Genomic DNA, 21997 nt, shown 5'->3' with positions numbered 1-21997 from the left:
GAAGGCGCCAGACGGCGCGCATGACACACGTAAAGTACCGCACGAAAAACCGCCGCCCCGAGAAATCGGGAGCGGCGGTTTTTTCATGTCCAACTCAGCCATTCCTGGTGCCATCACATCAGGAAATGGCCAGACATCAGCGGTTGAATTCCAACATGCGCGTCAACGGTTTCAAGGCGCGCATACGCAGGCCATCGTCCACAAAGACCTCCTCGGGATTAACCTGAGCCGGATCACGCCGTAGCACGGCCGCCAGATTCTCCAGTCCGTTCATCGCCATCCATGGGCAGTGCGCACAGCTCTTGCAGGTCGCGCCATTACCTGCGGTCGGCGCTTCAAACAACTGCTTGTCCGGCGCTGTCTGCTGCATCTTGAAGAAGATACCGCGATCAGTGGCGACGATCATCTGCCGATGAGGCAATTCCACCGCCGCCTTGATCAGCTGTGAAGTAGAGCCCACCACATCGGCTAACTCCACCACCGCCTGCGGGGATTCCGGGTGCACCAGCACGGCGGCGTCCGGGTAGACCTTGAGAAGGTCCGTGATTCCCTGAGCACGGAACTCGTCGTGCACGATGCAAGCGCCGTCCCACAGCAGCATGTCAGCGCCGGTCTGTTTCTGAACGTAGCCACCCAGGTGCTTGTCCGGCGCCCAGATGATCTTCTCACCCCTGGCGTGCAGGTGCTCGATGACATCAACAGCAATCGAGGAAGTCACTACCCAGTCTGCACGCGCTTTCACGGCAGCCGAAGTATTGGCGTAGACCACCACGGTACGCTCTGGATGGGCGTCACAGAAAGCCGCAAATTCGTCTTCAGGACAGCCGAGGTCCAGCGAGCAAGTCGCCTCAAGCGTCGGCATCAGAACACGCTTCTCTGGCGACAGGATCTTGGAGGTCTCGCCCATGAAGCGCACCCCTGCGACGATCAGCGTCGACGCCTCGTGGCGGGCACCAAAGCGAGCCATCTCGAGGGAATCGGCGACACAGCCACCGGTTTCCTCGGCGAGCTGCTGGATGGCGTCATCGCAGTAGTAATGTGCGACCAACGCAGCGTCCCGCTCGATCAGCAGCTGCTTGATCTCTTTTATCAAGGCTGCATCTTCTGCTGCAGGGCGGGTCGGGCAGTATGCGCGGGCCAGATGCTCACGCACCTGCTCACGGACGGCATTGTGGGCCTCACGACCCGGCGTGGCGTATGTCAGGCTATTCATATCTCTCTCACCTGCTCACAGAGGCTCCCCCTGTGCTGAGTGGGTCAGGACTCGGCCTCGGACGCGAACGGCCCGTGGTGGCCCTGCCTGCGCAGCAGCTGGGCTCCCCAAGCTGCCGCATATGCCTTGGGCGTCTATCGCCCGCAGCGTTGCCCGCATGTCACGGACTCTACAAGGATACTCCTGCACACTCCCCTCTCCAACTGCGAGAGCCGCAAGTACGCATCCCTTGAGACGACACACGTTTTCCTTGGCACAACAAAAATTGCCCCGCGCCAATAAAGGCACGGGGCAAGATCTGGTGGGTCGTGAGGGATTCGAACCTTCGACCAATTGGTTAAAAGCCAACTGCTCTACCACTGAGCTAACGACCCAAAACTGGGTGGCGGATGGTGGGTCGTGAGGGATTCGAACCTTCGACCAATTGGTTAAAAGCCAACTGCTCTACCACTGAGCTAACGACCCGCCGCCGGGTGCTTTGCAAGAGACCATTTTCAAAAAATGGTGGGTCGTGAGGGATTCGAACCTTCGACCAATTGGTTAAAAGCCAACTGCTCTACCACTGAGCTAACGACCCTTGCGAAGCGGGGCGTAAGATACCGCCATTCCCGTGATGACGCAAGCCTTTCGCGAAAAAACTTCAAGCAAATGACCAGCTTGACCACGACTGACCGACGACTCACTCCCCCGCCCTTGGTATCTTTGGATACACGCAAGCCCGCGACAGGCGCGGGCTTGCGTGGCATTGCGACATTCCAGCTCGGGCTTGAAGGGCCACGAGCAGAGCCAGTCGTGACTGCGGACGTGAAACGCCTATCAGCGCGGCTTGCGCGTACGCTGCGGTGGCTTCTTCATCGCGCGCACCGGACGACGCTTCTGCTTGTCGCGACTCCAGCGGTTCTGCTCATCCGGCGTCAATGCTGGCGCCTTGCGATGCTCAAGACCCGATAGGGTCGACAGTTCGTCGATCTCGCTCTGTTCCAGCTCCACCCACTCGCCAGCACGTGCGCGCTTGTCGAGGAAGATGGTGCCGTAGCGCACGCGCTTCAGACGGCTGACGGTCAGGCCCTGGGAGTCCCACAGACGGCGAACCTCACGATTGCGCCCTTCCATGATGACGACGTGGAACCAGCTATTGATGCCTTCGCCACCAAATTCCTGCACATCGGTGAAGCGTGCAGGTCCATCTTCCAGCATCACGCCGCTGACCATATTGACGACGTGCTCGCGCTTGACCTCACCCATGACACGTACGGCGTACTCACGCTCGACCTGCGTCGACGGGTGCATCAGGCGGTTGGCCAGTTCACCATCAGTGGTGAACAACAGCAGACCACTGGTATTGATATCGAGGCGGCCGATGGCGATCCAGCGCTCACCCTTCAATCGCGGCAAACGCTCGAAGACCGTACGACGACCTTCAGGGTCCTTGCGCGTGCACAGCTCACCTTCCGGCTTGTTGTACATGATGACGCGACGCGCACTTTCCTCAGCACCCTTGAGGTTCTGCGGGCGATCATCGAGGCTGACCTGATGGTTCGGCCCGATGCGATCACCCAGCTGGGCAACCTTGCCATTGACCTTGACGCGACCAGCACTGATCGCCGCTTCCATCTCACGTCGCGAGCCGAGACCGGAGCGTGCCAGCACCTTCTGTACCTTCTCGTCCTCAAGCAGCTTGTCCCCCTTGGCCTGCGGCGGCAACGGACGCAGCTCAGGCGCTTCTGCCACCGGCTTCTTGCCGACGTTGGCCTTGCTGCCGCGCGTGGACTTGCCCGTGTCACGTGACGGGCGAGCCGGCGCCTGTTCAGCACCTTCAGCAGCCTTGCTTGCAGCCGCTTTCGCGGTCGCGACCTTACCTGTAGCTGCTTTGCCTGTCCCCGTTTTGCCTGCAGCAACCTTGCCTGCTCCAGACTTGCCAGCAGCATCCTTGCCGGAACGGAACTTGCCTGCGGCATCTTTGGTACCAGCGGGCTTGCCGTTGCTCGGCTTGCTGGCTGCCGGACGAGAGGTCTTGCGCTTGTCGGAATCTGTCTTGCTCATGACATGAACCATTTCATCAATAGGAGTTTCGCTTACGCAGGGTCGTCATCATCGACGGTCCCGGCAGTGGAGGAGTCGTGCGGCTGCGTCTCCGCAGCGTCATCATCCTCGTCTACACCGCGCAAACGTTGGCTGAGGCGCGCTTCGAGTGTGGCGAAGTCGAGACCCAAGCCTGTGGACGCCATCCCGGCGTGGTCTTCTTCCGCCTGCGTAGCGGAGGGTGTTGCAGCCGAGGGAAGCGAAGAGGCTTCAGGCACGCTTTCCAGCGCACGTATCCTGAGCGCCTCTTCAAGCTGCTCGGCAGTCACTTCCGGCGGCTGCCAATCATCAGGCACCGCCGCGGCCGTCGCGTCACCAGAGTATGTGGGAGTCTCCTCACCACCCTCATCCGGTTCCGCCACGGTGTCGTTATCCGTGGTCACACTGGCCGTCTTACCACCTGTGGCCTCGATACCGTCCATCTCAGCATCGTCTATCTCAGTACCGCCTGCATCACCGTCTGCATCACTACCGTCAGCCGCTTCCGGATCTTCCGGAAGCGGCAAGGTCTGTGAGGGCGGCACATCATACAGCTCTGCCTCAAGCTGTTCGAGTCCTTCGAAGCCTTTCAGTTCATGTACCGGCGGCAGCTCTTCAAGCGTCTTGAGCCCGAAGTCATCCAGGAACTGGCGTGTGGTGGCAAATACCGCCGGGCGCCCCGGTACATCACGATGGCCGACTACCCGCACCCAGCCACGCTCGACCAGCGTGCGCATGATCGATGAGCTGACCGTCACGCCACGTACCTGCTCTATGTCACCACGCGTCACAGGCTGACGATAGGCCACCAGTGCCAGAGTCTCCAGCAAGGCACGCGAATAACGCTGCGGACGCTCTTCCCATAGCCGCGAGACCCAGGGGGAAAACTGCTGGCGAACACGCAACCGCCAGCCACTGGCCGTCTCGATCAGCTCCAAGGCACTGCTCTTGGGCAGGTGACGTTCGCCCAAGCGACCGAGTGCTTCACGTAGCGCCGGCTTGGTGGGACTCGTGTATTCATCGAACAGGCCCGCCATGCGGTCCAGCGTCAACGGCTCACCGGCCGCCAGCAACGCGGCTTCAATGATCTGGTCTAGAGGGGCATCGCGTTGACTCATGACGCCGCGTTCTCCTGCTCGTCGGATTGAGGGGGATAGGAGGAAGTGGCATCGCCGTGGGCATCATCGGACCGGGCTTCATCAGGTTGGACATCATCAAAGGCACCCTGCCCGGGGGCTACTTCATGTTCGTCACCGAATTCCTGCGCCAGCCAATCATCACCACCTTCGCCATCCGGTTCCGGCGTGCGAGCACGCACATGGATAGGTGACAGCGCCGCGTTCTGGACGATCTCGATCAACGATTCCTTGGCCAGCTCCAGAATCGCCATGAAGCTGACGACAACACCGGCTCGGCCTTCATCCAGCGTGAACAGCTTCTCGAATGGCGTGAAGTGATCGTGCGTCAGCAGATTCATGATGAGCAGCATGCGCTCGCGGGTCGACATCACCTCGCGGGAGATGGTGTGGGCCTGGACGAGGTCTGCCTGTCGTAGCAGGCCGGACAATGCGCCCAGCAGCTCCGAGAGATCAACCTCGGGATGCGCGATACGCGTTTCAAGCTCAGGAAGATCGGCCGTGGCGATGAACCAATCACGTCCCTGGCGCGGCATTTCGTCGAGCCCTTCGGCCGCCAGCTTGGTCTGTTCGTACTCCTGCAAGCGACGAATCAGCTCGGCCCGTGGATCTTCCTCGCCCTCTTCATCGTCCTGCCGCGGCTGTCGCGGCAGCAGACTGCGCGACTTTATTTCCGCCAGCATTGCGGCCATCAGCAGATACTCACCCGCTAGGTCGATCTGCATGGCGTGCATCAGTTCGACGTATTCGATGTACTGATGCGTGATGGCCGCGACATTGATGGCGAGGATATCGAGGTTCTGGCGACGGATGAGGTAGAGCAGCAGATCCAGCGGCCCTTCGAAGGTCTCGAGGAATACGCGCAGGGCCTCGGGCGGAATATAGAGGTCTTGCGGCATTTCCGTGAGAGCCGTGTCGTTGACGCGCGCCAGCACTGCCGAGGCCGCCGCAGGGGCAACGACGAGCGGTGCGGGCTGATGCCCATCGGTCAGGACAAAGCTTGCGCCATCGAGCAGGTCGCTCATGAAATCTCCTGCGAGGGGGCCTGAATCATTGACCCACGGGGACCCGCGACTGCGGGGGGACGGGCATTCTAGCGGCTCATGGCCCATCCCCCAAGCCATGATGTTGCCTATCACTAACCCCGCACATCAGAGCAGGGCTCGTGACAGACATGCGGGCAGTGGCTGCAGACTATCAACGGCGACACTGGCGCAAGCGTCAGCCCTCAACGATAGGTCAGGCCAATGACGCGCCTCAGCTCGTCGAGCGTATCTCGTACGGTGTCACGGGCACGCTCAGCGCCTTCCGTCATCAGTGTACGTACCTTGCCGTGATTGCCTTCCAACTCCTCGGCGCGTTCACGTATCGGGGCAAGCGTGGTATCGATGTGCTCGATCAGGCAGCCCTTGCACTCGAGGCACCCGATGGATGCCTCGCGGCATCCACTGGAGGCCCACTGAAGGTCAGCGTCGGGTGTGAAGCTCTGATGAAGACTCCACAGCGGACAACGTTCAGGATCACCGGGATCACTACGCCGCACGCGCGCAGGGTCGGTGGGCATGTCGCGTATGCACGCCTCGATTTCACGACGATTGCTACGCAGGAAGATGGCCTCATCACGCCCACCGCCACTGGCCTTCAGCTCCATGCCCAGCAGTGACGGCGTCTCGCTCTGCCAGTGTTCCGGCTCGCCGAGAATACGGCGACCCCCGCCTTCCAGATAGCCCAGCAGACGCTCCTGCTGATGACGGTTGAGCTTGTCCTGCTCAGCCAGCAGACCACGCGCGCGCTCGAAGGCATCCAGATCGCCTTCCTCCTGATAAGCCGTCAGCCAGTCGCGATACAGGCGGCCACTCTTCTTGCCAAGACGAGCAATGGCGCGCTCGGCCTGCTCTTCAAAGCCGGCATCACGGCCATAGCGATGATTGAAGCGCCGCGCGACCTCACGCGTGAACTCGACGTGCGCTCGCTGCTCCGGGCCGGCCGGCACCACTTCACCGCGCAATGCCAGAATATCCGCCGCCTGCATCAGAGGAGCCCCCAGCATGGCGAAGCTGGCACCCTGTTGCTCTCCAAGGCCTGCCACCATCTCGCGATAGCTGGGCAGGCGCTCCAGCCATGCTTTGGGCGTGACACTGCCCAGAATCATGTGGATGTCGGTCAGTTCTGGCACCCACGATTGGATGAACAGGGTCGCAAGCTTGGGATTGACGCCACAGGCGAGACAATCGATGACCATCGCCCAGCTGTACTGCTCGATCTCATGAGGCGTATGACCGCTGACCGCCAGTGCATTCCAGTCGGCGACCAGAAAGTAGGCATCGTGATGGTATTGCAGCTCGGTCCAGCGCCGGATCACTGCTTGATAGTGTCCGAGTTGCAGGTGTCCAGTGGGGCGTAAACCGGACACTAGCCTGGCCGAGGTATCGGTGGCACTCACCTTGTGAGTTCTCCCTGAAGCGTATGAGGCGGTCAGTCTATCAACCTCAAGCGCCGATCAGCAGCCCCGCGACGCCATGTCATTTGTCGCATACGCCTCCGCCAGCCATCATCCATCGCCTGACAGGCCTGCGGGCGCCCGCCATGGAGCGTGAAACAGCCGCACTATCAGCCTGCCGCAATGCCTGTCCGGTAGCGGCCAGCGTAGTCAAATAGCTTGTCACGAATCTGCCAGTAGCGACCGCTCTTGCGGCCGATGACGAAGTCCGGCGCCTTGAGGCGCGCTTCACCCGCCAACACCTCGGCAATGTCCTGCGGCGCCCAGTCACTGCCCGGCGCACGCAGATGACGCGCCAGAAAACTGAGCCGGAAGGCATGGCGTTGTGGGGCGGTTTCCAGCGCAAACCATTCCGAGAGGTCAGTACCGTCCTCATCGAAGTAGGTGACCTTGAGGCGTGGCAAACCACGCCCGTTGCGCGCCTCCTCCAGCTGCCAACCGCTGACACGCAGCACCCGTGCATCACGCAGTTTGAGCGCATCACGCAGTTTGTCATCCGGGTCCACCAGCCGAGCCTGACAAGCATGACAATGCCGCGCGGCAATGTCATTGGCCTCACCACACTGCGGACAGGCCTTGGCACGGTAGCGAAAATCACATTGCACCAACTTGATGGCCTTGACCGGCGAGCCATCGTTGCCTGGCTCAGCCTCGTGCCTAGGCTCCGCTGCGCCCAGCAGTGCGGATGGCTCGACCAACCCCTGACAGCGTCGCCCGAAGTGCTCGATGACCAGATCACCGTCCTTGCGTCCCCAGAAGAGATTAGCGTTGCCACACACCGGACACTCAACCTGAACTGGTTCGGTGTCACCTGCCGGCTTGGGGGTCGCCACTTCCGGCGCGTAGAGATCCCAGGGGTTGCCCGCATAATCAAGGATCAGGCAGTCGGACTTGCCGGGGCTGAGGCGCAGGCCGCGACCGATGATCTGCTGATAAAGACTGACCGATTCTGTCGGTCGCAGGATGGCGATCAGATCGACATGCGGTGCATCAAAGCCCGTCGTCAGCACGGCTACATTGACCAGATACTTGAGCTGCTGCGCCTTGAACGCCGTAATCAACCGCTCACGTTCATCGCCGTGCGTAGTACCGGTAATCAATGCCGCCTCGCTTTCGGGCAGCAAGCCAGTCACTTCCTCAGCATGCTCGACGGTAGAACAGAACACCATCACGCCACGTCGCTCACGCGCCTGGGCGACGATATCCAACACGATGCCGGGTGTGGCGCGAGAGCCCTGCACCACCTCATTGAGCTCCTCTTCCTTGAAGCTGCCTGCACTGCCGGGCGCGAGCTGAGAAAAGTCGTAGCGCGCCACCGCGACATCGATACGCCGGGGCTCGCTCAGGAAGCCCTGACGCACCATCAATCGCAGTGGCTGCTCGAAGACGCAATCACGGAAGAAGCAGTCATCGTCACCGCGCACCATGCCGTGATAGTGGCGGTGATAGATGAACCCCTGCCCCAATCGAAAAGGAGTCGCGGTCAGCCCCAGCACCTTGAGACGCGGGTTGCGTTCGCGCAGATGGGCAATCACCTTGCGGTAGCTGGCATCCTTCTCCATCGAGACACGATGACACTCGTCGATCACCAGCAGGGTAAACGCGGGCGCGTCAGGCGCGGGACTGAAGGCGTCAAGGTTACGCACCACGGACTGCACCGAACCGAAGACTACCTGCCTATTGGCCTGCTTGCGTTTGAGTCCGGCGCTGAAGATATCGGCTTCGAGTTCGTAAGACTCGTACTTGGCGTGGTTCTGCTCCACCAGCTCGCGCACATGCGCCAGTACCAGCACACGCCCACGCGCAATACGTGCCAGTTCAGCGATGACGAGCGACTTGCCGCTGCCGGTAGGCAGCACAATGACACCGGCCTCGTCACTGCCGCGAAAGTGCTCGACGGTGCGACGGACCGCCTCTTGCTGATAAGGACGCAGCTCAAACATGGCGCACCCGAACCACAGGGGCGTGCAGAGGACAGACAGAATTCATGACAGGAGCCACCGGATCAAGACTGGGGAGAAAGCGTGCCCATTATCCTGATCCTCCGCGATGGCCGCAAAGACAGGGGTGTGGGCAACCTGATCTGCTGACAAAGGCCAGCACAAGAAAACCCACACACACCATGACGCGCGCTATAAAAAGTGAGGCGTGCGCCCTTCCAGCTTGGCCGTGACGCACTCCATGTGTTCTGCCTTGCCCAGCAGTCCCGACTGCAGCCTGGCCTCGAGCGCCAGTGCGTCAGCTTCCGAGGCCATCAGCGCCTCCGAGTAGAGTTGGGTGATGGCACGAATGGCATTGGGAGAGCGACCCGCAACCTGACGTGCAAGCGCCAATGCCTCCTCACGCGGATTGGAGACAATGCGCGTGACCAGCCCCGCTTCACACGCCTCGCGCGCGCCGACCTTGCGGCCACTCCAGCTCAATTCATGCAGCCAGTCACTGCGCACGCCGCGCGCAGTGACGCTGATACCCATGTCGGGGATGATGCCCCAGTCGATCTCGAGAATGGCAAGACGTGCTTCAGGGTCACACAAGCGAATATCCGCCCCAAGCGCGATCTGCAGCCCACCGCCGAAGACATTGCCCTGCACGGCAGCGATGACCGGCACACCGCTATCTCGCCAGCCCAGCGACAGTTGCTGCACGGTATTGCGCGTCGACGTACAGCCATTGGCACCCGCGACCAGCAATTGCGGCACGCGCACGGCATCACCCATGATGGCCGCCATGTCGAGCCCGGCACAGAAGCTGGCACCTTCTCCCGACAGCACGATGGCACGCAGACTGCCCTCCTCGACGCGTACTTTCAGCTCGGCCTGCACGCCCAATATGGCCTCGATCATCTGCCAATCCAGACCGTTATGCTTGTCAGGACGATTGAAACGCACATCGGCGACATGTTCGCAGATCTCGACGGTCACGCGACGCGAATCGGAACTGCTGGGGGCTTCACTCATGGCGGTCTCCTCGAATAGCGAACAAAGCGACGATCAGATATTGATCAAAAAGCAATACGGGCGGCCACTCCGCCCCTTGTCGACATGAGGTATTTGCCAGCGTACTTGGCAGATACCGCAATCTCAGGATCAGTGTGGCCGCCCGTGACGAATTATAAAACGGTCGTTTGGTCGCAGATCAGACTATTCGCGCTTGGCGCCAGAGACCTCCGCCAACGAGCGTGGCTGGAAGCTTTCCGCCTGCGCCATGGCCCAGACACGACGATAGAAGGGATAGTCATCCGCATCACTGAGCAAGGCGCCAGGCGTCAAGAAAGGATGAAGGTGTGAGAACAGGCGGACTTCATTCTCCGAGACACGGTGCACCAGATGGTCCGGCGTTATCTGCCAAGGCGTGGAGAGACCAGCCGCCGAGAGAATTTCCGCCAGCGCATCCAGCGTGTTGTGATGGAAGTGACGGACCTGATCGGCCTTGTCCTCAACCACCAACGACTTCTGACGCAGATCATCCTGAGTGGCAATCCCGGTTGGGCACTTGTTGGTGTGGCAGCTCAACGACTGGATACAACCGAGGGCGAACATGTAGCCACGCGCCGCATTGACCCAGTCTGCGCCCAGCGCCAGCACACAGGCGATATCGAAGGCACTGATGATCTTGCCGCTGACCCCGATGCGTACCTCGTCACGCAAGCCAGCCCCTACCAGCGAGTTGTGCACGAACAGCAACCCTTCACGCAACGGGGTCCCGAGGTGGTCGGTGAACTCTGTCGGCGCAGCACCCGTCCCCCCTTCGCTGCCATCCACCACGATGAAGTCGGGCACGATCCCCGTTTCACACATCGCCTTGACGATGGCCATGAATTCCCATGGCTGACCAAGACACATCTTGAAACCCACCGGCTTGCCACCGGAAAGTTCACGAAGCTGATTGATGAATTCCAGCAACTCGAGGGGCGTGCAGAAAGCACTGTGGCTCGCGGGTGAAATACAGTCCTCTCCCATCGGAATGCCACGCGTCTCGGCAATCTCTTCGCTGATCTTGCTGGCAGGCAATACACCACCATGACCCGGCTTGGCGCCCTGACTGAGCTTGATCTCGATCATCTTGACCTGTGCATTGGCCGCCTGACGGGAGAACTTCTCGGCATCAAAGCCGCCCTTCTCGTTACGACAACCGAAATAGCCGCTACCCAGCTCCCAGATCAAATCCCCCCCGAACTCACGGTGATAAGGACTGATGCTGCCTTCGCCAGTGTCGTGAGCAAAGCCACCCAGCATCGCGCCCTTGTTGAGCGCACGAATGGCATTGGCACTCAGCGAACCGAAGCTCATCGCCGAGATATTGAACAGTGAGCTACTGTACGGCTGGGCACATTGGGCGTTGCCGATAGTCAGACGGAAGCCCTTCGTGTCCGGCACGTCGGAAGTCTGCATGGAGTGGCCGATGAACTCATAGCTGTCGGAGTAGACATCGAGCAGTGTTCCGAAGGGCTGGGAGGAATTGCGCTGGCGACCGCGCGCATAGACCAACTCGCGCTGCTTGTGGGAGAACGGCAGCTGATCGGTATCCGATTCGAACAGGTACTGACGCATCTCCGGACGTAGCGCCTTGAACAGATAGCGCATGTTGCCGATGACCGGATAGTTGCGACGCACCGCGTAGTCCGCCTGCTGAAGATCATTGATGCCGACGGCCACCAGAAATGCCATTAGCAGCGTGAAGGGCCACATCCAAGCCGTCATCAGTGCCAGTGGCAGACCCACGATCAGACCGAGAATACAGAGGCCAAATACGCTATAGCGCGGTAACAGCGACCATTTCAATTTCATCAAACTTTCCTTTGCCAGCGAGCTGCAATATCAGGGCAGCGGTAAGGCAGCAATGTCAGGGCTGCGATTGAGGTGTTGTGTGTGGTGATACGCCAGAAGACCTGCAATGGACGCGTTGCCACATCTGGAGGCGCCATCATCGGGAAAGCCAGTCATGGGGACCAGCCATGCGATACAGGGGCATCCATATGCATCAGACTGCATCATGACAAGGCACCTGTCTCCACCATGCGCAGAACATGGCGTTGAACTCTCGGTACCGACTTCCGGCCGTACGGCAAGATCGTCAGCATCATGACGCAGAACGCCCCCATGGAATCAACCATGAGGGCGTTCTTCATGCCGTCATCAGACCTGCATGATCACGTGCGAGATCAATCGACCCAGCGACGTGCATTGCGGAACATGCGTAACCAGGCACCGTCTTGCGTCCAGTCATCCGGGCGCCATGAGTTGGTGACGGCACGCGCCACCCGCTCAGGGTGCGGCATCATGATGGTGACACGCCCGTCGTCAGTGGTGAGGCCGGTGATACCGGATGGCGAACCGTTCGGATTGGCCGGATAGCGCGTGGTGGTCTGGCCGTAATTGTCCACGTAGCGCAATGCGACCTGACCACTGCCCTGCATCTTGCGCAGGTGAGCGCTATCGCGGAACTCGGCACGTCCTTCACCATGCGCGATGGCGATCGGCAGACGCGAGCCTTCCATGCCGGAGAGGAACAATGAGGCACTCTTCTCGACTTCGACCATCGCCACACGTGCTTCAAACTGCTCAGATTTGTTACGCACGAACCGCGGCCATGCCTCGGCACCCGGTATCAGCTCCTTGAGCTGGGAGAGCATCTGGCAACCGTTGCAGACACCCAGTGCGAAGCTGTCATCACGCGTGAAGAAGCGCTCGAACTGCTCGCGGGCACGGGCGTTGAACAGCACCGATTTCGCCCAGCCACCACCAGCGCCAAGTACGTCACCGTAGGAGAAGCCACCGCAGGCGACCAGACCGCGCATCGTCTCCAGATCCACACGACCGGAGAGGATGTCGCTCATATGGACATCGACTGACTCGAAGCCGGCACGATCAAATGCCGCTGCCATTTCAAGCTGACCATTGACACCCTGCTCACGCAGAATCGCCATGCGCGGACGTGCGCCAAGGTTCAGATACGGCGCAGTGATATCGTCGTTGACGTCGAAGGTGATCTGAGCCGACAGGCCCGGATCACGCACGTCGTTGATGGACTCGAATTCGCTCTTGGCGCAATCGGCGTTGTCACGCGCGGCCTGCATGCGATAGCTGGTCTCGGCCCACAGGCGCTCGGCGCTGGCACGCGTGGTGGAGAGCAGCGTCTGACCCAGCAGCGTGATGTTGATCTGCTCATCGCCGCGCGGCGTGGCGATCACGCCACTGTGTGCAAGGCCAGCAGCCTTGAGCTCGGCAAGGATGGCTTCAGTGTGCTCACGACGCACCTGAACCACAGCACCCAACTCTTCAGCGAACAGCGCACCTGTGGCCTGGCCCGGTTCGGCAGCCGTCCAATCGAGGTTGATGTCGAGACCGACACGACCCGCAAAGGACATTTCCATCAGCGTGGTCAGCAGACCGCCATCACTGCGATCGTGATAGGCCAGCAGCTTGCCATCGGCATTGAGACGCTGGATGGCATCGAAGAAGGCCTTGAGATCTTCTGGATGCGCCAGGTCCGGCGCTTCATTACCTACCTGACCATAGACCTGAGCCAATGCAGAACCACCGAGACGGTGAGCACCGTGGCCAAGATCGATCAGGATCAGATCCGTCTCCAGCACTTCATCACCCAGAGTACGACGCAACTGCGGGGTCAGCGTCCGCAGAGCATCCGTCACCGGCGCGAAGCCTGTCATCACCAACGACAGCGGCGAGGTGATGGACTTGTCTTCGCCGTTTTCATCCTGCCACGCGGTACGCATGGACATGGAGTCCTTGCCGACCGGGATGGTCAGATCCAATGCTGGGCACAGTTCCATGCCGACAGCATGTACGGCATCAAACAACGCCTGATTCTCACCGACGTGGTCAGCCGCGCTCATCCAGTTGGCCGAGAGCTTGACGTCAGAGAGCTTGGCAATCGGGGCAGCCGCGAGATTGGTGATGACCTCGGCCACCGCCAGACGCGCAGAGGCCGCCGGCGAGATCAATGCAACTGGCGTGCGCTCTCCCATGGCCATGGCTTCGCCGACGTGACTGTCCAGCGAGCTGGTGGTGACAGCGCAGTCAGCCACAGGCACCTGCCACGGGCCGACCATCTGATCGCGGGCGACCATGCCAGTGATCGAGCGATCACCGATGGTGATCAGGAATTTCTTGGAGGCCACGGTCGGCAGCTGCAGTACGCGTGTCATCGCTTCGCGCAGATCGAGGTTATCCAGCCCCAGCGCCGGCAGTTCCAACGACTGACGCTCGAAGCTGCGTGACATCTTGGGTGCCTTGCCGAACAGCACATCCATCGGCAAATCGACCGGACGCGTATTGAAGTGGCCATCCTCGACGATCAGTTCGTGTTCTTCCAGTGCTTCGCCGACGACGGCATACAGGCAGCGCTCACGCTCGCACAGCGCTTCGAAGGTGGCGAGATTTTCCGGCGCCACCGCCAATACGTAACGTTCCTGAGACTCGTTGCACCAGATTTCCAGCGGACTCATGCTGGATTCAGCACTCGGCACGGCACGCAGATCGAACAGACCGCCACGTCCACCGTCCTTGACCAGCTCCGGCAGCGCGTTGGAGAGACCGCCCGCGCCCACATCGTGGATGAAGCAGATCGGATTGTTGTCATCCAGTGCCCAGCAACGGTCGATGACTTCCTGAACACGACGCTCCATCTCGGCGTTGTCACGCTGCACGGAGGCAAAATCGAGATCTTCGCTGGAGCTGCCGGAAGCCATGGAGGAAGCGGCACCGCCCCCGAGGCCGATCAGCATCGCAGGGCCGCCCATCACGATCAGCTTGGCGCCCACCGGGATATCACCCTTCTCGACGTGCTGGCTACGAATGTTGCCGTAACCGCCGGCGAGCATGATCGGCTTGTGATAGCCGCGACGCTCGATACCACCGGCGCCGAAGGCATCCTGCTCATAGGTACGGAAGTAGCCATTGAGGTTGGGACGACCAAATTCGTTGTTGAAGGCGGCACCACCGATCGGTCCTTCAAGCATGATGTCGTAGGCCGTCTTGATACGCTCCGGCTTGCCGTAATCCTGCTCCCACGGCTGTTCGAAGCCCGGAATGCGCAGATTGGAGACGCTGAAACCGGTCAGGCCTGCTTTCGGCTTGGAACCGACGCCGGTCGCACCTTCATCACGAATCTCGCCACCGGCACCGGTCGCCGCACCCGGATACGGCGCAATGGCCGTCGGGTGGTTGTGCGTCTCGACCTTCATCAGGATGTTGATCGGTTCCTGGTGATAGGTGTAGACGTGGTCTTCACCGACCGGGAAGTAACGCCCAGCTGTCAGGCCAGACATGACCGCCGCGTTGTCGCTATAGGCCGAAAGCACGCCATCCGGGTGATGCTGATAGGTGTTCTTGATCATCTTGAACAGTGAATGCGTCTGCGCTTCACCGTCGATGGTCCAGTCAGCATTGAAGATCTTGTGACGGCAATGCTCGGAATTGGCCTGAGCAAACATCATCAACTCGATATCGGCCGGATTGCGTCCCAGATTCTTGAACGCCTCTACCAGATAGTCGATCTCGTCTTCTGCCAGCGCCAGGCCCAGAACATCGTTGGCCTTGGCCAGTGCATCGCGCCCGCCGCCGAGAATATCGACGTGAGCCAGCTTGCCGGGAGGCTGATGCTGGAAGAGGCGCGCCGCATCCTGAGTGCGCGTCAGCACGGTCTCGGTCATGCGGTCATGCAACTGCGAGGCAAGCGTCGCGAATAGCTCTTCGCTGAGCGGAGACGCGAGCTTGATACGGTAGGCAATGCCACGCTCAAGGCGGCGCACTTGCGGGAGACCGCAGTTGGCGGCGATATCGGTGGCCTTGGAAGACCACGGAGACAGCGTGCCGAGGCGGGGAATGACGAGGAAGAGATGGCCTTCCAAAGCACTCTCCTCACGGCTGGGGCCGTAATCCAGCAGGCGCTCCAGCGTTGTCCGATCGATACTGCTCAGTTCACCATCGACCTCGGCCAGGTGCAGGTACTCGGCATGAAGGGATTCCACCTCCGGCACTAGCTCGCGTAACACAGCTAGTAAACGGGAGTGACGGAAGGCGGAAAGGGCAGGCGCGCCTCGCAGTTCGAGCATGGTCAGGGAAAGCCTCTGAAGCAGCGTGAACGGACAACCGCCGAGCGGCGGCAGCAAGCGCATATCATACGTGAAAGGCGAGCGTGAACGAAGCCCGTCCGCCTTTCACGTATGATATCCGTTGGATGACAGTGTGCTGAGCTGCCGGTATGGTGGAAGCCCTGCCGCGAATGATGCTGACGCATGCTCAAGACCTCGCTCTCCCCTCTCATAAAGCTTGTGCGGCAACTGCTGCGCCATGCACGCTGGCTCACCCTCGTCACGGTAGCAGCGCTGATCCTGCTCATGCCCGAGCGTACTCTGATTAATCTGCCCACCACACTTGATGAGATTCGTGCGCGCGATTTTCTACAGGTGGTTACCCGTAATACGCCCACGACCTATTATCGAGGCCGCCAAGGTCCTACCGGGTTTGAATACGAGCTGGCACGTGATTTCGCCGACCATCTCGGCGTCAGCTTGTCGATGGACGCAGAACACAACATTCAGAGCCTCACGAAAAGTGTGCAAAGCGGCCAGGCTGACTTCGCTGCTGCCACCCTGCCGCTGGATCTTTCCGAGCAGGACCTGCGTTTCTCACGCCCCATTCTCGAGCTACAAGCGATGGTGGTCTACCGCCGTGGAATGACACCTCCCAAGCAACTAAAAGATCTGATAGGCAAACGCATCGGCGCAATCAAGGGTGCCGGTACCAGTCTGATTCTGCGCGAGCTACAACAGGAAACTCCTGAGCTCAGTTGGCAAGAAACCAGCGAATTGGAAGTGGCGGACCTCCTTCAGCGCATTGAGGATGGCAGTCTTGATGCCGCTGTTGTCTATGCCCATCAGTTCAAACTCAATCGTCTGTTCTTCCCCAATGTGGAAAACGGCTTCAGCCTGGGCGACCCGCTGACACTGGCGTGGGCATTTCCTGCTCATGGCGATATTTCATTGCTGACGGCGGCGAATGATTTTCTCGAGACGCGCAGTCAGGACGGCACGCTTGATAAGTTGGTGGAGCGTTACTTTGGCCACGATGATTATCTAGAGTATGTGGGGGCACGCACCTTCATTCGTCAGGCGCGCGATCGCTTACCCCGCTATATCGATACTTTCAAACAGGCAGCACGAGATACTGGAATCGACTGGAAGCTACTGGCTGCCCTCGGGTACCAGGAGTCACATTGGAAACCTCGTGCGACCTCTCCTACTGGAGTACGAGGCCTGATGATGCTGACGAATGCCACTGCTCGTGAAATGAATGTAGCCAACCGTTTGGACCCCGTTCAGAGCATCGATGGCGGATCACGCTATCTTGTGAGTATAAAGGGCCGGCTACCCGAGGCGATAAAGGAGCCAGACCGCACCTGGATGACGATGGCTGCTTATAATGTCGGCCTAGGACATCTGTATGACGCCAGGCGTATCGTGAAGATGAAAGGTGGTGATCAGAATCGCTGGAAGGATGTACGCGAAGCCCTGCCGCTACTGCAGAATCGCGAGTGGTACCAGAAGGTGCGTTATGGGTATGCTCGTGGTGGAGAACCCGTCATCTATGTACGTAACATTCGTAGATATTATGAAATACTGAATTATGTTTACCGTAGCCAGCAGCAGTTTTATCAGCTGGATGAGCGACAAAGTACGGATAATCAGGGGGACGAGAACCCCTTCGATACGATCCCCCCGATTCTCTGACAAACAGAAAGCGGGGCATTAGATCTACGGTGCTCAGGATGATACGCAACGCATCAAGAGCCTCTAAGGACAGGGAATGACACGTAGACTCATCTTGATGTTCCTCAGTCTGCTCGCCCTTGGCATCGCCTTGTTGGGCTTGTGGCCTCATGCAGGGCATGAGGCCAATGCATTGCTGTTGTTAATGCTAACGCTGCAGGCGGCAGGGCAAGCTGCATGGCACTGGCGCAACCTGCTTCTGAGTCAGCTGTTTTTGGGCCTCTCGCTGCTAATCAATCTACTGATCACTTGTACCTTCCTGCTGCCGGAAAGCTGGGTGGGCGTTGATCACTGGGGAGCGCTGCTGGCTTCCTTGCCGGGTGATTGGCACATTGCCAATATCCGCCCACCGATATTGATGCTGTTAGCATGTCTCGGACTGAACTGCTCAGCGCTTCTCCGCCTACGCCTGGGTCTGGGATCAGCCATTCAGTTGGCCCAAATCTCGTTGCTAATGATATTCGCGATTGCCGCTGATCCTAGTCTATCTGTGGCTAGCATGTCCCTCGCTGGCTTTGAGCGAATCACACTCCTTTCCTTCATTGGCTTACTATTATTAGCCCAGTGGGCTGATCTGCTACCTGCACTGACTCAAATGTGGCGACGCAACGTCCTGCCTTTGATCATCTCCACCATGCTCACGTTTATTTGCCTGTTGGCATGGCAACAGCAAAGCCAAGATGAAAACAATCGTATCAATCAAGCAACCTATGTACTGGGAGACAAGATTGCGACTCAGCTGTCGCGAGAGATAAATGACCAACTCAATGCCATGCGTCGCTTTGCCGGCTTCTGGAGTCTAATGGGCCAAACTCCTACCGGGGGGGAGTGGCAACGCTTGGCGAGAAGTTATTACAAGGATTTCGATTACTTCCAGAATATTGCCTTCATCGATCCCGACAGTGTGGTCACACGAGTCTTCCCTGATAAAGCCGGAAATCATGATGTCCTCGGCATACGCCTTTTTGATACGCAACCAGATACTCCTCTGCGTAATCCTCTAGAGTTAGGTATCGAGGGACATACCGGCATTATTGATCTGCTACAGGGGGGCAAGGGAATGGTCTCTTACCTGCCGGTACGTAACACTCGTGATGGCAGCATACTTGGTGCCATTGCCATGGTGGTCAACCTGGAACCACTACTCGATAAAGCATTGAATTCGGCACGTAATGAGGCATTCGCGATCACCCTATCAGAGCGCGGCAGTATTTATATCCACGTTGGTCCGGAAAGCCGACTGGCACCTTGGGGGCACAGAATACCCATTGAGCTGCCGGCAACCGATCTGACACTCGGTCTACAGCCAACACAACAGTACCTCGCAGCAAGCCGAGGCAGACTCCCGGAAGTGACGTTACTGACGGGCATCATGCTGGCCTACCTGCTATTCCTCGTCATCTACATGTATCGGCGCGTTTCTCAGGAACACGGCATCGTCAAGAACGCCAATGATGCGCTCAAGGAAGAGATGGTGCGCAGGGAACGCCTGCAGAAGGAGATCCAATGGCTGGCTCGTCATGACGAGCTAACCCAGCTGCCAAATCGACGCTATTTCCTGGAGCAGGTGCAAAGCTTCAGTGGCAAGATGCCACTAACAGTCATGATTCTGGATATCGACTTCTTCAAATCGATAAATGACAAGCTGGGCCATCTGGAAGGCGATCGCTATCTACAGAAAATAGCAGCTGTCTCACGTGCACCGGTAGAAGCCGCTGGCGGTATTCTGGCGCGCTTCGGTGGTGAGGAATTCGTGGTGTGCATACCGGAGTGCCCTCGCGCAGTAGGGCGGACACTTGCGGAAGAATTGAGGCGTGCCGTTCAGGGCGCCGGCCTGCCACAGCCCGCAACCGATAGCGTAGTGACAGTATCGGTTGGTATGGCCTGTGTAGCGCGGGCTCCCTTGAGACTTGAGGCACTTTTACAAGCAGCAGATGAAGCCCTATACCGCGCCAAGTCCAGTGGTCGCAATCAGGTGCAGGTCGCGGCCTGATTACCAAACCTACGTCTCATCAATCGCCCTTCTCACAGAAAGCCTGCCACCGCGATCACTCCGACGAGGCGGCACGACGCTCAGCGAAGAACTGCTTCAATAGACGCTTTGCCTGCACTGCCAGCAAGCCACCTTCCACTTGAACATGATGGTTATGCCAAGGCTGTGCGAACAGATTGGCTTTGGACTCAACCATACCTGTCTTCGGCTCAGCTGCGCCGTAGACTATTCGCATAAGCCGAGCATGAATCAGAGCGCCACTACACATCATGCAAGGCTCGAGCGTCACATACAGCGTGCAGCCATCCAATCGATAATTGCCAATATGGGCAGCTGCAGCGCGTAAAGCCTGCACCTCTGCATGCGCTGTCGGATCTGGAGTGCTCAACACGGCGTTATAGCCACTCCCAATGATCTCACCTTGTGGATCTACCACCACGGCACCAACCGGAACTTCGCCTGCTTCAAAAGCCAGGCGAGCCTGATCCAGTGCTCGATGCATGTAGTAATGATCGTTACGCGCGCCTGTGGGCACTGGCTGTATGACTGCCAACTCGTCGTCCACCACTATTCTCCGGTATCCTGAGGTCATGCTTGCAGGAGCCATGATAACGACTTGCGCCATCAGGTTCTCCCTTGCGCCTCTATCCACATCACCCTGCAGACAATCATCTACCCGATTCACCGTAAAAGGATGCATACATGACCCGCACTGCTGCTTCGCCTCTTGAGGCATTGGTTACACTATTGGGTCTGGAGACTCTGGAGGAGAACCTCTTCCGTGGCCATAGTCAGGATCTTGGCTTTCCTCAATTGTTTGGCGGGCAGGTACTGGGGCAGGCATTATCAGCCGCAACCCACACCGTACCGGTCGAGCGCCAAGTGCATTCGCTACATGGCTACTTCCTGCGCCCGGGAGATGCCAGCAAGCCCGTTGTCTATCAAGTAGATAATGTCCGCGATGGTGGCAGCTTCACGACCCGTCGCATCAGTGCCATCCAGAACGGCAAGACCATCTTCTTTTGCAGCGCCTCCTTCCATGGCCGAGAAGAAGGGTTTGAGCATCAGCAAGCCATGCCAGTGGGAGAAAGTCCCGAGCAACTGATTGAGCAAGGGGCAAAGATTGAGCGCTACGATGGCCATCCCATAGAATTTCTCCGCCTCAAACCACCGGAATCTTCAGTAACCGTCGAAGGACAGGTAGCCCCTCCGCGTCAGCGACTGTGGTTTCGACTGGCAGGAGAGCTGCCGGAAGATAATGCACTACATCGTTATCTACTGACCTACAGCTCTGACTTCAATCTGCTGGCAACAGGACTGGGCGGGCACGGCGTACGCTTCGGCTCCCCTGAGCTTCAGATGGCAAGTCTCGATCATTCTCTGTGGTTCCATCGTGATGTCCGCGTCAATGACTGGCTGCTTTACGAGATGGATAGCCCTTGGGCAGGCGGAGCACGCAGCTTTGCCCGCGGCAGCATTTATAACAGACAAGGGGAGTTGGTTGCCTCCAGCGCCCAGGAAGGCCTGACACGACTGCGCCAAACGCCCTGAAAGACTTTGTAACGATAGAACGAGACCACAAACGGCCCTCCTGGAGTAACTCCACAGGAGGGCCGTTGTTCCTCAACACGGCATCATTTCAGCGCTGTACGGACTCGCGTGCAATTTTGATCACGATATTTCTGTTTATAGTCATTACGACGAGATTGCCATCCTCGCATCTCGCTTGAAGAGCCGCCTCCGCGCCGCATCGCAGTATAGTGTTGAATCTTGTTCTTGATAACCTGGCATCGTGCAACCTGTGCCTCGCGATCACCAGCCATAGCCTGCTCAGACAGCAATAGACTCAATGATAGAATACCGACCAGCATGATTGGCAGTAAGATCTGATGATTCATTGAATCCACCTGCCGAGCTTTTACCAAGAATGTCACCTCACGCCTCCTTGCGCCTCTTCACTATTGCTCGTTATAACACTACACCCTTCCACCATGGGCTCCCTCCTTAGAAGGTATCCTCTCTTGCCGTGTGACGCTTTCACGAAATGGTCACTGCCAATCATCAATACGCTATATCTTTCTCTGCCATAAACACTAGAACGCAAACCGCCCTATCGCAGTGGCGACAGGGGCGGTGTATCACGAAAGCATTCAGGTGCACTCGCGTTCAGTACTCTTGCTCGGTCTGGCGTGTTCCTGCGCACAAAGAGAACCGCCCCTGCAGCAAGGCTACAGGGGCGGTTCAGTATAGGTGCCTGACGATGACCTACTCTCGCATGGAGAAACTCCACACTACCATCGGC

General features: G+C 58.8%; 14 protein-coding genes and 3 tRNA genes. 3 read left to right on the top strand and 14 right to left on the bottom strand.

Annotated features, from left to right (window positions below; genetic code table 11):
* Positions 1-136: 136 nt before the first annotated feature.
* The 12 genes from nadA to purL form a co-directional block, all read right to left on the bottom strand.
* The gene (gene nadA, locus CFN46_RS15060; protein ID WP_088744006.1) at positions 137-1213 is read right to left on the bottom strand and encodes a quinolinate synthase NadA; all 1077 of its coding nucleotides are present in this window, start codon (positions 1211-1213) and stop codon (positions 137-139) included.
* Positions 1214-1512: 299 nt separating this feature from the next.
* A tRNA-Lys gene (locus tag CFN46_RS15055) sits at positions 1513-1587 on the bottom strand.
* Between the two features lie 16 nt (positions 1588-1603).
* Positions 1604-1678, bottom strand: a tRNA-Lys gene (locus CFN46_RS15050).
* Between the two features lie 37 nt (positions 1679-1715).
* Positions 1716-1790: transfer RNA gene (locus CFN46_RS15045), tRNA-Lys, on the bottom strand.
* 239 nt (positions 1791-2029) lie between these two features.
* A complete protein-coding gene (gene rluB, locus CFN46_RS15040) occupies positions 2030-2890 on the bottom strand; it encodes a 23S rRNA pseudouridine(2605) synthase RluB (protein ID WP_035160452.1) in 861 nt (286 codons plus the stop codon).
* A 398-nt stretch (positions 2891-3288) separates the two neighbouring features.
* The gene (gene scpB, locus CFN46_RS15035; protein ID WP_088744004.1) at positions 3289-4392 is read right to left on the bottom strand and encodes an SMC-Scp complex subunit ScpB; all 1104 of its coding nucleotides are present in this window, start codon (positions 4390-4392) and stop codon (positions 3289-3291) included.
* Positions 4389-5435, bottom strand: coding sequence for a ScpA family protein (locus CFN46_RS15030; protein ID WP_088744002.1), 1047 nt, complete (start codon positions 5433-5435; stop codon positions 4389-4391). Before CFN46_RS15030 ends, scpB begins: the two co-directional genes overlap by 4 nt.
* A 203-nt stretch (positions 5436-5638) precedes the next feature.
* Positions 5639-6853 carry a tryptophan--tRNA ligase gene (locus CFN46_RS15025; protein WP_088744000.1) on the bottom strand — a complete coding sequence of 405 codons (1215 nt, stop codon included), beginning with the start codon at positions 6851-6853 and terminating at the stop codon, positions 5639-5641.
* Between the two features lie 167 nt (positions 6854-7020).
* On the bottom strand, positions 7021-8853 hold the full coding sequence (locus CFN46_RS15020; protein WP_088743998.1) for a DEAD/DEAH box helicase: 1833 nt from the start codon (positions 8851-8853) through the stop codon (positions 7021-7023).
* A 189-nt stretch (positions 8854-9042) separates the two neighbouring features.
* On the bottom strand, positions 9043-9867 hold the full coding sequence (locus CFN46_RS15015) for a crotonase/enoyl-CoA hydratase family protein (RefSeq protein WP_088743997.1): 825 nt from the start codon (positions 9865-9867) through the stop codon (positions 9043-9045).
* 183 nt (positions 9868-10050) lie between these two features.
* Positions 10051-11697 carry an FMN-binding glutamate synthase family protein gene (locus tag CFN46_RS15010; RefSeq protein WP_217897842.1) on the bottom strand — a complete coding sequence of 549 codons (1647 nt, stop codon included), beginning with the start codon at positions 11695-11697 and terminating at the stop codon, positions 10051-10053.
* 374 nt (positions 11698-12071) lie between these two features.
* The gene (gene purL, locus CFN46_RS15005) at positions 12072-15986 is read right to left on the bottom strand and encodes a phosphoribosylformylglycinamidine synthase (protein ID WP_088744062.1); all 3915 of its coding nucleotides are present in this window, start codon (positions 15984-15986) and stop codon (positions 12072-12074) included.
* 183 nt (positions 15987-16169) lie between these two features.
* Between purL and mltF the strand changes: the two genes are divergently transcribed.
* Both mltF and CFN46_RS14995 read left to right on the top strand, forming a co-directional pair.
* On the top strand, positions 16170-17663 hold the full coding sequence (mltF, locus tag CFN46_RS15000) for a membrane-bound lytic murein transglycosylase MltF (protein ID WP_088743996.1): 1494 nt from the start codon (positions 16170-16172) through the stop codon (positions 17661-17663).
* Positions 17664-17739: 76 nt separating this feature from the next.
* Positions 17740-19695: a GGDEF domain-containing protein gene (locus CFN46_RS14995; RefSeq protein ID WP_088743995.1), complete on the top strand. Its 1956-nt coding sequence runs from the start codon at positions 17740-17742 to the stop codon at positions 19693-19695.
* A gap of 55 nt (positions 19696-19750) precedes the next feature.
* Here CFN46_RS14995 and tadA read toward each other — a convergent pair whose 3' ends face one another.
* A complete protein-coding gene (gene tadA / locus CFN46_RS14990) occupies positions 19751-20320 on the bottom strand; it encodes a tRNA adenosine(34) deaminase TadA (RefSeq protein WP_254918514.1) in 570 nt (189 codons plus the stop codon).
* 77 nt (positions 20321-20397) lie between these two features.
* Between tadA and CFN46_RS14985 the strand changes: the two genes are divergently transcribed.
* A complete protein-coding gene (locus tag CFN46_RS14985; protein ID WP_024953191.1) occupies positions 20398-21246 on the top strand; it encodes an acyl-CoA thioesterase II in 849 nt (282 codons plus the stop codon).
* Positions 21247-21329: 83 nt separating this feature from the next.
* Here the strand turns inward: CFN46_RS14985 and CFN46_RS14980 are convergent, their stop codons facing one another.
* Complete coding sequence (locus CFN46_RS14980) at positions 21330-21629, bottom strand: hypothetical protein (protein ID WP_141103672.1); 300 nt, start codon at positions 21627-21629, stop codon at positions 21330-21332.
* Between the last annotated feature and the right edge of the window lie 368 nt (positions 21630-21997).

It is taken from the genome of Cobetia sp. QF-1, from assembly GCF_002213105.1.
GTDB classification, from domain to species: domain Bacteria; phylum Pseudomonadota; class Gammaproteobacteria; order Pseudomonadales; family Halomonadaceae; genus Cobetia; species Cobetia crustatorum.
The sequence above is the reverse complement of the archived record's forward strand: the minus strand, read 5'-3'. Positions and strand labels throughout refer to the sequence as shown.